The organism is Pedobacter steynii (assembly GCF_001721645.1).
In the GTDB taxonomy this organism is placed as follows: domain Bacteria; phylum Bacteroidota; class Bacteroidia; order Sphingobacteriales; family Sphingobacteriaceae; genus Pedobacter; species Pedobacter steynii_A.
This window is the reverse complement of sequence record NZ_CP017141.1, coordinates 4,849,048-4,864,571: the sequence shown is the minus strand read 5'-3', so window position 1 is coordinate 4,864,571 and position 15,524 is coordinate 4,849,048. Positions and strand designations below refer to the sequence as shown.

Genomic DNA, 15,524 nt, shown 5'->3' with positions numbered 1-15,524 from the left:
TCACTTTATATTTCCACTCGCATCAGCCAGGTAAGTCGAATTGATGGCTCCCTGAATCAACTCTTCATCTTTGTACCATTGGTTACCGGTAGCTGCAGAAGAAGTCAGCAGCACGCTACCACCAAAACAGAATTCTGTAGAAGTGCTGGCCGTGATAGTTGGTTTTTCTGGAATCGGGTTTACTTTTACTTCCGTTTCCAAAGATGCAGGACTGCTACAACCAACAAGGGTAACAATTACTTTATATTTTCCGCTCGCATCAGCCAGGTAAGTTGGATTGGTTGCACCCTGGATCAACTCTTCATCTTTGTACCACTGGTTACCGGTAGCTGCCGAAGAAGTCAGTAACACGCTACCACCAAAACAGAACTCTGTAGACGTGCTGGTAGTAATGGTTGGTTTTTCAGGAATCGGATTAACCTTTACTTCTGTTTCTAAGGATGCAGGGCCACTGCAACCAACAAGGGTCACAATTACTTTATATTTTCCGCTCGCATCAGCCAGGTAAGTTGGATTGGTTGCACCCTGAATCAACTCTTCATCTTTATACCATTGGTTGCCATTCAAAGCTGAAGAAGTCAGCAGCACGCTGCCTCCAAAACAAAACTCTGTAGAAGTACTGGCAGTAATAGTTGGTTTTTCAGGAATCGGATTAACCTTTAGTTCTGTGTCTAAGGATGCAGGGCCACTGCAACCAACAAGGGTAACGATGACCTTATATTTTCCGCTCGCATCAGCCAGGTAAGTTGGATTGGTTGCACCCTGAATCAACTCTTCATCTTTATACCATTGGTTGCCATTCAAAGCTGAAGAACTCAGCAGTACGCTGCCTCCAAAACAAAACTCTGTAGAAGTACTGGCGCTGATAGTTGGTTTTTCTGGAATCGGATTAACTTTTACTTCCGTTTCCAAAGATGCAGGACTGCTGCAACCAACAAGGGTAACGATCACTTTATACTTTCCGCTGGTGTTAGCAAGGTAAATTGGGTTCGTTGCACCTGGAATTAGGTTCCCGTCTTTGTACCACTGGTTGCCGGTAGCCGCTGAAGAAGTCAGCAGCACATTACCACCAAAACAAAACTCTGTAGAAGTACTGGCAGTAATGATTGGTTTTTCAGGGATCGGGTTTACTGTTACTTCTGTTTCTAAAGATGCGGGACTAATGCAGCTGTTTAGTGTAACAATCACCTTATATTTTCCACTAACATTTGCAAGGTAAATTAGGTTCGTTGCACCTGGAATTAAGTTCCCGTCTTTGTACCACTGATTGCCGGTGGCTGATGAAGAAGTTAATAGCACACTACCTCCAAAACAGAACTCTGTAGAAGTGCTGGCAGTAATGGTTGGAGTTTCCGGAATTGGGTTAACGGTTACTTCTGTTTCTAAAGAGGCTGGACTAATACAAGTATTTAGCGTAACAATTACCTTATATTTTCCGCTGATATTGGCAAGGTAAGTTGGGTTCGTTGCACCTGGAATTAGGCTCCCGTTTTTATACCACTGGTTGCCGGTAGCCGCTGAAGAAGTTAATAGCACGCTACCACCAAAACAGAATTCTGTAGAAGTGCTAGTTGTAATGGTTGGTTTTTCAGGGATCGAGTTAACCTTCACTTCCGTGTCTAAAGATGCAGGACTGCTACAACTAATAAGGGTCACAATTACTTTATATTTTCCGCTGGCTTCTGCAAGGTAAGTTGGGTTTGTCGCACCCTGAATCAACTCTTCATCTTTGTACCATTGGTTGCCGGCAGCTGCTGAAGAAGTCAGCAGCACGCTGCCTCCAAAACAAAACTCTGTAGAAGTACTGGCGCTGATAGTTGGTTTTTCTGGAATCGGATTAACTTTTACTTCCGTTTCCAAAGATGCAGGACTGCTGCAACCAACAAGGGTAACGATCACTTTATACTTTCCACTCGCATCTGCTAAATAGGTTGGATTGGTTGCGCCCCGAATCAACTCTTCATCTTTGTACCATTGATTTCCATTCAAAGCTGAGGAAGTCAACAACACACTACCGCCAAAACAGAACTCCGTAGAGGTGCTGGCAGTGATGGTTGGTTTTTCCGGAATCGGGTTAACCTTTACTTCTGTTTCTAAAGATGCAGGACTACTGCAACCTATAAGTGTCACAATCACCTTATATTTTCCGCTCGCATCAGCAAGGTATGTCGGATTGGTTGCACCCTGAATCAACTCTTCATCTTTGTACCATTGATTTCCATTCAAAGCTGAGGAAGTCAACAACACACTACCGCCAAAACAGAACTCCGTAGAGGTGCTGGCAGTGATGGTTGGTTTTTCCGGAATCGGGTTAACCTTTACTTCTGTTTCTAAAGATGCAGGACTACTGCAACCTATAAGTGTCACAATCACCTTATATTTTCCGTTCGCATCAGCAAGATAAGTTGGGTTCGTGGCTCCCTCGATCAGCTCTTCATCTTTGTACCACTGGTTGCCGGTAGCTGCAGAAGAAGTCAGCAGCACGCTACCGCCAAAACAGAATTCAGTAGAAGTACTGGCGCTGATAGTTGGCTTTTCCGGAATCGGATTTACAGTTATGTAAATCTCGTCAGATAACTTTTCGCATTTATTTTCATTAGTTACCATGACCCTGTACTTACCAGTTTCAGTAACCCAGTAGGTAGGTCCTTCTTCTCCCTCAATGATATCATTATCCTTATACCATTGATTGCCCGTTAGCGCATCTGAAGTCAATTTTACTGGTGTTCCAACGCATGTAGAAGTCCCTCCTTCAATTTTAATAACAGGGGTTGGTGGTATCGGGTAAACCGTGACTTTTCTTTTTGCGGATGGTTCGCTTTCACAACCCTGATCATTGGTGATAATCACGTAGTACTCCCCTTCTTCCGAGGCCTCATAAGACTGCTCCGTTTTTCCTTCCAGGATTTGATTGTCTTTATACCACTGGTTTCCATGAGCAACGCTCGATACCAGTTTCACCGAAAAACCAACGCAAAATGCCGGTTTAGACGGTGTAACAACCGCTTTATCAGGCAATTTATTTACGATTAAGGTGATTTCGGAAGAAGTTCCAACACAACCAGATGAAGAGGTTGCAAGCACCCTTAATTTTGTATTACTAAAGCTTAATGGAACGCTCGTAATATTTAGGGTTGATGTATTCTCTCCGGAAATGCTACCACCTGCTACAAAATCAGTCCATGCTGAAGTACTGTTATCAAAATATTGCCATTGAAAGGTATTTCCTTCTGTAGTGGAACTCACGGCAACAGAGATGTTTTTTCCTTCACAGGCATTTACTTTATCCAGGGGAACAACGAGTTCCGGAATAGGATTTATACGAATAAGATAAGTGGTCCTTTCTCTTTCATTACCTAATGTACCCAATGTAAAAACACCAGAAGTCTGCGGGGTACCTATAATTTTCAGGACACTATTGCCCGAACTGAAAACTGTGCTTAAACCAGCAGGAAGAGTTCCAATAATTTCAACCTGCCCACCAGCAGCGGCAATAAACTCAACTGGTGTAAGTTCAGCACCAGCACAAAGCTCCTGAACAATGACACCATTGTATTTAATGTTATTACAGGACTCATTTAAAGTCCCGTTAAGGCATTCCAAATGAGGGTCCGATGGGGCCTGAATATGATTTGGATCGGGATTTAAAATTGGGTTTGTAGCATCCGGATCGGTTACATCCGCCGGGCGAAGAATACTTGCCTCCACCGCCAATGGATAGGTTAATGATGAGCTGCTGGATTTAACTATGATTTTAAATTCAATCACAGCATCATTATTCATATCCAGAACCGCATTAAAATCACCTGCCGTCTTTTGGATATTACGAACCACCCCTACCTCACTAACAACCGTATAGCTTTCCCCTGTGATTTCAAATCCAGGAGGAGCTTTAAAGGCAAAAATGGACCCTATTACAGAACTGGGACCGCTGTTTTTTACCCTGATGGTATAAGTGATTTGACGATTTGAAAGTAATGTGGTCACATCCGGAACAATACTTTCTATTTTCAAATCGGCGACCTTTATGGTCAGGTCCACCGGGGTATCTTCCTCACTTCCTTGTATATACGCCCAGGTATCCATGGACTTGACATTTCCAAAACTGTTTAAGCCTGTACCTGAATTACCTGAACCACCAGTAGGCTTGTAGCGTCCCCATTTATGACCATTTTCTTTACTGGAGCGTCCATTAATCGCATTGTAAAATGGGTCGGAAGATTCGTCATAAACTCCTGCTCCCGTGACATCTGAATCATCCCAATAAATCCGGTCGCTGTATACAGACTCATCTTTAGACTGATCAAGTAAATTATAATCAGTCGTATTGTCTGTAAGTTCAATAATTAAACCTAAGGGGTTGACCTCCATATCAATGTATGGGAAATGCACTTCGGCAGACAGCAATTTGGTTTTAAGCTTACTGATCAGCGTACCTTCCTTCAAAAATGCACCATTGCCATCCTTGCCATCCCAAAGCACGCTATTATCTCCCTCTTTAGCCAGACCAATAATGACCCGGTCTGCAGGGCCGGATGGGGTTAAAACAGGTATGGTAATCCGATAAGTACCTGCTGCGCTGGACTTAAACTTAATGTATGCCCCATTTCTACCTGCTATTCCGGTAGTTCCTTCTACACCAATTACCATCAGATTGCTGATTTTCGGCAATTCGGCCTGATTTTTCAACCAGGTCTCCTGTCCTGTTGACCCAGCTATAAAGGCCTTTGCAGGTAAGTCCGGGTTTGGTTTATTATAAAAGATTTTATGGGTTACATTTGTTCCCTGATCCGGACTGGTTGGATTATGCGTGTATTCCAGAATATCCGCATAAGCCGATTTATTTAAACTTTTATAGGTAGGGACAGAATTCTTAGCGAAACCATTGCTATTGGAAAAAAAAGTAAAACCAACTCCATTACTTCCATTGGTTTGCACGCGGTAAGCCCGCCCATCTTTAGTCAGCACATAATGCTTAGCAAAGTAAGAACGTTCTTCTAAAAAGTTCGCGCTTAAATGCAGGTTCAGGACGTTGGCGAACAACCTTCCTGATAACCATTCTGTAGCCGTCTTTTTCCTTACTGAAACATCCCATGCTGCAATTAAGTTCCGGTTTAAGCTATTATTGGAATTTGGTTGAGTCCAGGAAGCATCTGCCAATATATCAGGAACATTCGTATCACTGTCTCCGGTGCCCAATGGAGAAATAAATTCAACTTTCCAAACACCTTCCCCACCGGCAGGCACATCCATTTCAAAAGGAGTATAACCAGTTGGATTTCCGGCACTTCCAATTTTAGCACCAGCCAGCTCCTCAGTCCGGGTTTTGATTCTGCCAATAGTGCGCTCTCCTCTGGTCGAAGTAAAAATATCACCATTTGGAGCAATAAAACGAATAATTCCGTTACTATACCCCTGCGCACTCGATCCGGCTGCAATCACTTCTCCCGCTTTAACGTAAATATAATGTGTTCCGGGAGTTTTGAAAGGCCAGGATTCAGAAGCGTCTGAGCTCGTATTACAATATAGAAAAGCCCTGTTTCCTTTCGCTCCTGAAGGGTATAAATCCTTACTTCCCTCCGCATACGCGGCAGAAAAATTAATCAATAAACAAAATATAAACAGAAAGTGTAATTTCTTAAATAATGATGGAGCAATACGTGAGCGCATTTTTAGCATAATGTTGATCATACAGGCTTATTCTCCTTAAGAGCATTCATAAAAAACGGATACTCTCCGATTAAACGAATGTTTTTATCTCTCCAGATGATCAGCCCCCCAGCAAACTTTCTTAAAGATTAACTATATTTATTGCTACCAAATTACTCAGAATTTTGATTATTACACTAAAAAATATCTAAAAATTGAAAATTTCTCAATAAAAACCAGACCAACAATCACAAAGAACACAAAATATGCTATTAATAGCCTCAAAAGCGACAAAAACAACGGATCAGTAAAACCAACAGGAATATAAAAAAGATAATATACAAATAACATAGTGGAAATAGTTCCCCAATTTGAGGTGATAAATACCGGAAATATTACACAAATCAATTCATCAGGTCTAATAACCCAACCTAAATTTAAGATTATGAAAATTGTTAATGCAACTAAAACTTAACAAAACCATAATCAACAAGAAATATGTGAAACAAAAAAATCCATATACGTATAATATAATAACCAATAAAAACCAAGTATTAACATAATAAGAAATAAAATATCAATTTATCTTTTTAAAATATGCTTACAACCAACGAACAGAATAGTCAAATACCATTATAAAAGAAAAACAAAGAAAATTTAAGGCAAATGAACTAGTCTTCGTGCCAATAATCAGAAATTTTATCTCTTGAAAAAAAATATCCAAGACATATCCCAAAAAAAAGAGCTGCGATCCAAAAGAAGCGATCAAAATTATAATGCATCGGATCTCCGGAAAAAAAGGAAATAAGGAAGGTAGATAGAAACATACTGCATACAGCAATTATACATCCGGCAATATAGAGTGCTGTTTTTTTCATTAGAGAGCGAAAAAAGTAATAAAAACAAATAATGATATAAAATCACCACATGAAGTATACATAATATTTCAATAAGTAATCTTAATAAATTTACAAGATATTATTACAATTGCAAATTGTAATATTTTTCACGACACTCCGCTCTCCTATCGGCTTCGGAATCATCTTCCGCGATAACAGACTTCCAGTATGAATAGGTATCTTATTATTTACACCACTGTAAGCAAAGAGTTTTTTCCCTGGTAATGACCGGAAAATCACAATGTGACGAAGATCATTTTTTTGACTTTAGCCCGATGATATATTTGAATATAATTTATTCTGACTCGATGGATGTCGACGATTAAGGGGTTGTTCCGGGAAGTTCAACCCCTTGTTCTTTTGTAGCTAAAGTGTACCACGAAAAGAAAGTCCGATTGCTTTATCCTGATACAAGGGTGCTATGTTGTAATTCACATTTTGTTTACCCAACACTAATTTCTTTAAATGAGGATAAACGTAGCTGGCAACTTTTGTCGACAAAATTCCTATCCCCGCCCCTGCAACTACATCACTAAACCAGTGTTTATTGTTGTACATTCTCAAGATTCCTGTAGCCGCCGCAACGGTATATCCGGCATAACCATACCATGAAGAGACATCTTTATACTCCTGATTTAAAAATTCAGCAGCAGCAAAGGCATTTGCAGTATGTCCTGAAGGAAAAGAATGATATCCATTCCCATTAGGCCTCAATCGATATGAAGTATTTTTCAAAACAGAAACCGTTCCACCCATAATCGCAGAAGACAATATATAAATCCCGGTCGCATCAGCCAGACTATGTCTGCCTTTGATCCCGGCAAGATTTAAGGCATATACGGCGAGTGCCGGCGCGAACTGGGAATAGTCATCCACATGAGCTGCAAACAAAGGATGATCTTCCTGAAGTTCATTTTTAGTTGTCTTATCCAGATTTCTGACCACATTATTACCTAAAGATACCGCTCCATACCCAATAAATATGGCAGGAACAATTAACGACTTCATTTTTAGTGAATTTCCGGCTGCATTTTTTACTGCTAAAGAATCTGATTGCTGAACCTGGGCATACATTAATCCAGGGATACAACACGCAATTAAAAGGAGACGTAACTTTATCATATTATAGAATTACCAGTCCAAAGTTATGCGCTAAATATGTAGCAATTCTGTAGACAATATGAGGCCAATGATGTTTTGATTTTTTCGTTTAGAATCTTCCCGAAAAAGAAAAGCCAAGCGCTTTTTCCTGATAAGCAGGCATAAGGTTGAAGTTGGTTTGCTTTCTTCCCATAATCAGCCTTTTCAAAGGAGGATATACCAGATATCCCAGCTTTGCAGACAAAATCCCTACCCCCGCACCTGCAACTACATCACTTACCCAATGCTTATTGTTATAGAGCCTGAAAACCCCGGTAGTAGTAGCCACCACATACCCTGCATAACCCAACCATGGCGAAACATCTTTGTATTCCTGCTTCAGAAATTCTGCGGAAGCAAAGGAAGCTGCAGCATGCCCGGAAGGAAAAGAATCGTAGCTGCTTCCATCAGGGCGAAGACGATGTGATTGTTTTTTGGCGATAGCTACCACAGCCGTCATGATTCCCATGGAAACGGCATAATTTCCTGTAGCATCCAACAAATTATTTCTCCCTTTTACACCAGCCAGATTTAATCCATAAACAGCCAGAGCAGGTACGTAACGCATAAAATCATCTGCGCTTTTTGAAAATTTAGGATGATCCTCCTGAAGTTCGCTTTGTGTGGTACGATCCAGATCTCTGATAAAATTATCACCTTTTGCCATTAGTCCATAGCTGATAAATACGGTAGGTATAATAAAAGGTGCTATGCGAAAAGTATTTTTCTTTGCCAAAGAATCCGCTTGCTGTGCCATGCTAAAAAAAGGGAAGCACAGGATCATTAATAGGGCGCATCTCAATCTCAACATCATCATAAAATTCTAAATCAAAACTATGTCCTAATTTTGTAGGAAATCTGAAGTTATCCTTCAGGAAAAACAATCAAACATCAAACTGACAATCATTCTGAGGTTTCAAAATGCAATAAAATTCTGAGAACTACAAAAATGTTGCAGAATTACAGTTTCTTCTCTAGGTTCATTATGAATTTTAAAAAATGAAAAACATCTGATAGGTTATACATTATTACTAAATAAATGGCACCATAAATGTGTAATCAGCATTAAAATTGAAAAATAATACCATATGAATAAATTAGAAATCGTTATAGAACGCTTAATGACCAGATTAGTTGACAGCCTCCCTTCTTTTGTTTCTGCGATTCTCATCTTAGTAATTGGCGTCTGGCTGATCAAGTTTCTGCTTCGTGTTTTAACAAATCGCCTTAACAAAGGAAAAATTGACAGCTCTCTTACCAATTTTCTCCTCAGCATTTTAAAAGCCATCTTATATATTCTTTTATTGCTTACCGTAACCTCAACCCTTGGCATTCCCAACACTTCTTTTGTGGCTGTTCTGGGTGCTGCAGGTCTGGCTATTGGTCTTGCACTGCAGGGCAGTCTTTCCAATTTTGCCGGTGGCGTATTGATTCTGTTATTCAAACCTTTCAGAATCGGCCATTTCATTTCTTCCAGTAATGGCGTAGAAGGAACGGTTCAAAAGATCGACATCCTTTACACGACATTAAAGGCTAAAAATGGCACAACCTTATATGCTCCAAACGGCCCCCTGGCAAATGCGGTGATCAACAACGTTTCTGATAATGAGACCAGGATGGCAGAATACGTGATTGGCGTATCTTATAATTCGGATATTGATGTTGCAAGAGATGTTATCCTCAAAGTTTTAGCTGCTGACCCACTGGTATTAAAAGAACCGGCACCGGTAGTACTTGTCAGCGCTCTGGGAGATAATGCGGTTAACTTAACCACGAGGGCCTGGTCGGCAAATGCTAATTTCTGGCCAACTTACCACAGGAACTATCAATTGATCAAACAGGAACTGGATAAGAACAATATTGGCATCCCTTATCCGCAGCGCGAGATCCATGTGATATCCGATACGCCCGCACCAGCTCTTGGAGCGCAGTAAATTTGATAAGAAATTGAAAAGGACCGTTGTTTAGCGGCCCTTTTCAATTTTACAAACCTGCATTACCTACTCTTATTTGACAAATCATTGTTATTAATACCGCGCTTGCCTTCCACTATTTTGTTGGACCTGCTATACCTGAGGTTTTAGGTTTAGATGTTGTCTTACTATTTTCAGTAGCAAGCCTAGTTCTTTTTCTATACTCCTTTGGGCTGTCTCCTTTTTGCTTTCGGAAATATTTATTCAAATGACTCTCATCAGTAAAGCCAAATTCGTAAGCAATTTCGTTGATCCTTTTATCACTGAACTGCAGGCGATGTTCGATCAGTTTAATTTTGTAATTGGTGATGTATTGTTGCATGGTTTCATCAGCGTGCTTTTTAAAATACCTGCCCAGATAAGCGTTCGAAATACCGAAATTATTACTGATATGTTCCGCTTTTAACTTATCCGGCTCATAGATATTACTCTGAATATATTGCAGGATATCCAATGCTTTCTCTTCATTCTTCATATTGACCTGCTCCGGCAGATATTTTGCAATATTACGGGCAACAACGATGATTAAAGTATTGATTAGTTGCTGAATGAGTTCTTTATTATAGAGATCCTTATTTAGAAACTCCTGCTCTATTGCTGCAACCATTGCTCCAACCAGCACCTTATCGGTTTTATTTTTAAGGATACAACCCGGCTGATGATTGGCGTTATGTAAGATGTACTCTAATCGTTTAACGTTTTCGGCCAGGAGACTATTGTTACGGATGTAGATGTCGTTGAAACGGAGAAAGAAGAATTCGGTACTGGTCTCCACCTCTAAGGAATGATAGTCCTCCGGAGTAATTAAAAAGAGGTGCCCCGGATGATAAGAAAAATTATTTTTATTGATAGATTGTAATCCGGTACCGGAAATGACATAAATCAATTCAAAAAAGCTATGCTGGTGGTCGTCCTTAAGACATTCCCCGATCTTTTTAAACGTGATAGAAAAGGGTTCGTGTAAGTTTTCCTTGATCATGCTACAAAAATACCAAATTATAGAAAACATATACCATTTTACAGCGACAAATCTGGTATAACTTTGCCTTATCATAAATAAGAGAACAAAATGAAAGCAATCGTATTAAAAGAACCAGGAACTACAGATCAGCTGGTCATTTCAGAAATATCAATACCAGCTATTCAGGCTGAAGAGATTTTGGTTGAGGTAAAAGTGATCAGCATCAATCCTGTTGATATCAAAACCAGGAAGGGAAAAGGCCGTTATGCAAAACTAAAGGAGGAAAACCCGATCATCCTCGGTTGGGACATTTCCGGGGTAGTAAAGGAATCAAAGTCTGACCTATTTAATGTCGGTGATGAGGTTTTCGGAATGGTTAACTTCCCCGGACATGGAAAAGCTTATGCAGAATATGTGGCTGCTCCGGCTGCCCATTTATCGCTGAAACCAGATAACATTAGCCACGAGGAAGCTGCCGGAGCTACTCTTGCGGCACTTACCGCCTGGCAACTATTGATAAATTATGGCAGGATTAAAAAAGACGACCGGGTGCTGATCCATGCTGCAGCAGGCGGAGTAGGTCATTTTGCCGTTCAGATGGCAAAACATCTTGGGGCTTATGTCATTGGCACCTCTTCAGGAAAAAATAAAGATTTCGTTTTATCACTCGGCGCAGATGAGCATATCGACTATACGACCCATGCATTTGAAACACAGGTCAAAGATCTGGATTTTGTATTGGATACCATGGGCGGCGAATATATTGACCGCTCTCTGAAAGTCATCAAAACTGGTGGAACACTGGTGAGCATCCCCAGCGGACTAAATGATGAAGTGGCAGAAAAAGCCAGCGCGAAAGGCGTCAACGGTTATGCCACCTTTGTTGAATCGAATGGCGAAGACATGAAAACAATAGCCGGGCTACTGGAAAAAGGAAGCATTAAATCACATATTTCCGAAAGCTATCCTTTTGATCAGATGGCTGCTGCACATCAGCATATTGAAAACGGAAGAACGATTGGCAAGATTGTAGTTACGCTACCTTAATTTAGAACTACATAACAAAAAAGAGGGGCTTATCAGATGATAAGCCCCTCTTTTTTATTCATGTTATGATTTTTAAGCTTCGTATTTTTTAAAGATAGAAGTTGCGGTATGACCACCAAAACCAAAGGTATTGTTCATCACGTAGTTCACCTTTTTAGCGATTGATTTACCTAAGACGATGTTTAATCCTTCAGGAATAGCTTCATCCAGGGTAACTGTATTCGTAGTAGCCGGAATCATATCATGTTTTGCAGAAAGGATACTGATCACACTTTCCAGCGCACCTGCAGCTCCCAGCAAATGGCCTGTCATAGATTTTGTTCCACTGATGGCCACCTGTGAATCTTTAAAGACCGCCTTAATTCCTTTAAGTTCACTTAAATCACCAAGGCCAGTTGAAGTTGCATGTGCATTGATATAATCAATTTGTTCCGGTTGAATTCCAGCATCGGCCAATGCCTTTTTCATTCCCTGGATTGCACCTAATCCTTCCGGATGGGTACCGGTTAAGTGGTAAGCATCGGCGGCCATGCCACCTCCAACCATTTCACCATAAATTGTTGCTCCTCTTTTTATCGCATGCTCGTATTCTTCCAAAACTAATGCTGCAGCACCTTCAGCGATGACAAAACCATCGCGATCTTTATCGAAAGGACGTGAAGCGTGTACTGCATCATCATTATTTTTTGACAAGGCCTGAGCAGCATTGAATCCACCTACTGAAGAATCAGTAATCGCAGCTTCAGAACCACCGGCAATCATCACATTTGCTTTCCCCAATCTGATGGTATCGAAAGCACTGATAATTGCAGTGTTGGAAGAAGCACAGGCAGAAACCGTACAGTAGTTAGGTCCATGCAGCTGGTTGCGAATGGAAATTACACCTGCAGCAATGTCTACAATCATTTTAGGGATAAAATAAGGATTGAATCTAGGGGTACCATCACCCAGGTGATATTCTTTCAGTTGTTGCTCAAAAGTACCTATTCCTCCGTTTCCTGTTGCCCAGATCACACCTACTTCATAACGGTCTGCTTCCTCCATAGTGGAGAAATCAAGGCCCGAATCTTTGATGGCCTGGTCACTTGCTGCAATAGCAAACTGGGTAAAAACGTCATATTTCCTGACTTCTTTTTTCTCCAGGTAATCTTCTGCATTAAAGTCTTTGACTTCACAGGCAAAATGAGTTTTAAATTTGGCAGAATCAAACTTGGTGATTGGTCCTACTCCACTTTTACCTGCAAGGATATTTTTCCACAATTCATCAACTGAATTTCCTAATGGACTAATAACTCCCATTCCGGTTACGACTACTCTTTTCATCCTATTTTATTTGTTTTTATTTAATATTGTTAGTGGCAAAATACCGGTCTATCTATTTAACTAAGGCGCTTCTGGTGCCTGTCTTTTTTCCGTACGCAACAGGTTACTATATCCCCGCGCGATGATTCTTGTACGCCCCTCATTCCATACTTCACATTGTACATTTGCAATCTGCCTTCCTTTCTTAATCATAGTTGTTTCTGCGACGATGAGGTCACCCTCTTTCGCAGAAGAAAAATAATCAATGGCCAGGTTTACAGTTACGTAATAATGAGGCTCGTCATACCCGAATAAGGTTGCCCCCATTGCATCATCTATGATGGCAGCCGTCATCCCGCCATGAAGAATCCCCATTGGATTGGTCATTTCTTTTCTGATGGTATATTGCAAAATTAACTTTCCTTTTTCTACGGACAGAATAACAGGCTTTAACCAATTTAGCACCGGAGAAGGTGATGTTGTCATCTCCTTGCCGATATTCTGCGTAAAAAATTCTGATGGTTTAAGCATATTAATAAGATTCATTAGGGTTGGAAATTCTTTCGATCAATTCTCCGATCACGGAGACAATGCTGTCCATCATTCCGGAACTACGGGTAACTTTAGACATCATTAATCCGCCTTCAATCAAGGCGATAATGGTGGTTGCAGTTTCATTACTATTGGTATCAGGACGAAATACATTGGTTGCCATTCCTTTTTCAATCAGCGTAGCCAGATTGCTCATCCAGCTCATAATCCCGTCGGCAGCTTTTTCCCTTAAAACTTCATTGGTATCATCCGCCTCCACACCTGCATTCATCAACGGACATCCTCCTTCCGGAAAAGGAGTCTGTTCAAAGCTGTGATACACCTGGGCATGGGCAAATAATTTCTCTTTATATCCCGGAAACTGACTTACTTTTGCCTGGATCAATTGCTTTACCTGTGATAAATTATAATCAAAGGCGGCAATTGCTACCGCTTCTTTATTTTCAAAATTACCGTAAATACTTCCTTTGCTAAGTTTCGTTGCTTCGATAAGATCGGAAAGTGCAGTGCCCGCATAGCCCTTCTTATTGAAGAGCCCTGAAGTGGATTCAACAATAAACTGACGGGTACTTTCTGATTTTGCTACAAATTCCACGGCACAAATATACCGATCGGTATTTGAAAAACAAATTAAATGATCCAATCCCTACAGAAAAGGTTAATAAACAGAGGAGCTCTTTTCATAATGAGGATTTTCGGCCTGATCAACAAGGCTTATCTCTTTATTTATGGCTTTATATCTGTCTAAAGCTTCGGGATGCAGGGCGAGAATTCCATTTACCTGGTCGGTATTTCCTACAGCAAGTTGTTCATTCAACAGCTTTACATCTTCTGCATTCAGGGTATTTTTTTCAAATTTTTCCGTCCAGTAATTGATAAAATCAGACAGCTGTCTGGTTTCCATTTCCTTTACAATCGGGCTCAGGCTCTTTTTCAGTTCATCGGCCTCGTAACGTTTCAGGTTATAGAAGGGATTAAATGCCTTAAAAAATGGCATCTGATGTCCCGATAACTTTCGGTAAGAGAGGAAGAGATAAGGTAGGATGACAATAGCAGTCAGGATTAAAGCGCCAATAGTGAGGTTGTTCATAGAATTATAAATCGTCTTATAGTGGCAAAAGTACTAGAAAAATGAAGAATAAGAAATAGATTTGTCGCTATGAGATCTACTTACCCTCTGTTAATCCTCTTATTTCTTTTGTCTGGTTATCAGGCAAATTCCCAGATCCGGTTAATTGTTTTAGATCAATATAACCTGAAAAAGGGAGATACGTTGCAGGCAAATCTATCCAGCCATGTTCACCTGCAATCCGAATCTGCCCCCCGTTCTGCCACTACCCTTTCTACCGACATCAATCTGTTCCAGAAATCAAAAAAGATAAACCTCAATTCCTTTATCTCCGCAGATCATACCATACTAAAATACAAACCCGAACTGACAGGACCGGCCTTATTGGAAATTTCTCAAAAGAGTTTCGCGGAATATTCAAAAGAAGAATACCTGAGCAATCTTAAGGAACAAGGTTTAGTTCCGATTGCAAAGGAGCTGGAGTCTATTCTCAATGGAAAGGACAAGGTAAAAGACAGTGCCACTTTTTACACGAAATCACTTGTTTCATTAGATAAAAAGAAACCTTTTTCAAAAGATCCCATTACAAATGATCATGAAATCACCCTCAAAAGCAATCCTTTTGGAGCCACTTACGGAGATCAGCTAACCGCTGTACTGACCATGCGTGGTAAACCCCTTCCTAATGCGCCCGTGATCCTCTATGTTAAGGCCCGTTCCGGAAATATCATAAGTGAACTACTGAGGTCTGATGCTGAGGGAATGTTGACGGTGAAGTTAGATATAGAAGGAGTTTATTTTTTACAGCACCTCTTTATTGCCAATGTCAGCACCAATAACGAAATCAGTAGTTTATGGTCGACTTTTAGCTTTGAATTTGTCAACAATGTCTATCAGCGCAGCACTTATTCGGAGTTTGGATTTTAAAATCG

11 protein-coding genes are annotated in these 15,524 nt (G+C 40.5%); 3 read left to right on the top strand and 8 right to left on the bottom strand.

What is annotated here, in order from left to right; genetic code table 11:
* The 3 genes from BFS30_RS20190 to BFS30_RS20175 form a co-directional block, all read right to left on the bottom strand.
* Complete coding sequence (locus BFS30_RS20190) at window positions 1-5,607, bottom strand: hypothetical protein (protein ID WP_157262982.1); 5,607 nt, start codon at window positions 5,605-5,607, stop codon at window positions 1-3.
* 1,307 nt (window positions 5,608-6,914) lie between these two features.
* Window positions 6,915-7,670, bottom strand: a complete 756-nt coding sequence (locus BFS30_RS20180) for a phosphatase PAP2 family protein (RefSeq protein WP_069380942.1) — start codon at window positions 7,668-7,670, stop codon at window positions 6,915-6,917.
* 88 nt (window positions 7,671-7,758) lie between these two features.
* Entirely contained in the window at window positions 7,759-8,445 is a 687-nt protein-coding gene (locus BFS30_RS20175; protein WP_237028618.1) for a phosphatase PAP2 family protein, read from the bottom strand.
* 331 nt (window positions 8,446-8,776) lie between these two features.
* Here BFS30_RS20175 and BFS30_RS20170 point away from each other — a divergent pair, with 331 nt between their 5' ends.
* On the top strand, window positions 8,777-9,622 hold the full coding sequence (locus BFS30_RS20170) for a mechanosensitive ion channel family protein (protein WP_069380940.1): 846 nt from the start codon (window positions 8,777-8,779) through the stop codon (window positions 9,620-9,622).
* Window positions 9,623-9,737: 115 nt separating this feature from the next.
* Here BFS30_RS20170 and BFS30_RS20165 read toward each other — a convergent pair whose 3' ends face one another.
* Window positions 9,738-10,640, bottom strand: coding sequence for a helix-turn-helix domain-containing protein (locus BFS30_RS20165; protein WP_083252134.1), 903 nt, complete (start codon window positions 10,638-10,640; stop codon window positions 9,738-9,740).
* A gap of 90 nt (window positions 10,641-10,730) precedes the next feature.
* Between BFS30_RS20165 and BFS30_RS20160 the strand changes: the two genes are divergently transcribed.
* Window positions 10,731-11,669 (top strand): NADP-dependent oxidoreductase, encoded by a 939-nt coding sequence (locus BFS30_RS20160; protein WP_069380939.1) that lies wholly within the window; start codon window positions 10,731-10,733, stop codon window positions 11,667-11,669.
* Window positions 11,670-11,741: 72 nt separating this feature from the next.
* Here BFS30_RS20160 and fabF read toward each other — a convergent pair whose 3' ends face one another.
* The 4 genes from fabF to BFS30_RS20140 all read right to left on the bottom strand — a co-directional run bounded on the left by fabF (window position 11,742) and on the right by BFS30_RS20140 (window position 14,613).
* Entirely contained in the window at window positions 11,742-12,992 is a 1,251-nt protein-coding gene (fabF, locus tag BFS30_RS20155) for a beta-ketoacyl-ACP synthase II (protein WP_069380938.1), read from the bottom strand.
* A gap of 60 nt (window positions 12,993-13,052) precedes the next feature.
* On the bottom strand, window positions 13,053-13,502 hold the full coding sequence (locus tag BFS30_RS20150) for a PaaI family thioesterase (protein ID WP_157262980.1): 450 nt from the start codon (window positions 13,500-13,502) through the stop codon (window positions 13,053-13,055).
* A 1-nt stretch (window position 13,503) separates the two neighbouring features.
* Complete coding sequence (locus BFS30_RS20145; protein ID WP_069380936.1) at window positions 13,504-14,118, bottom strand: TetR/AcrR family transcriptional regulator; 615 nt, start codon at window positions 14,116-14,118, stop codon at window positions 13,504-13,506.
* A gap of 63 nt (window positions 14,119-14,181) precedes the next feature.
* Window positions 14,182-14,613 carry a hypothetical protein gene (locus tag BFS30_RS20140; RefSeq protein ID WP_069380935.1) on the bottom strand — a complete coding sequence of 144 codons (432 nt, stop codon included), beginning with the start codon at window positions 14,611-14,613 and terminating at the stop codon, window positions 14,182-14,184.
* A gap of 69 nt (window positions 14,614-14,682) precedes the next feature.
* On the opposite strand from BFS30_RS20140, the gene BFS30_RS20135 reads away from it, so the two are divergent.
* Window positions 14,683-15,519 (top strand): DUF4198 domain-containing protein, encoded by an 837-nt coding sequence (locus tag BFS30_RS20135; protein WP_069380934.1) that lies wholly within the window; start codon window positions 14,683-14,685, stop codon window positions 15,517-15,519.
* The last annotated feature ends 5 nt before the right edge of the window (window positions 15,520-15,524 follow it).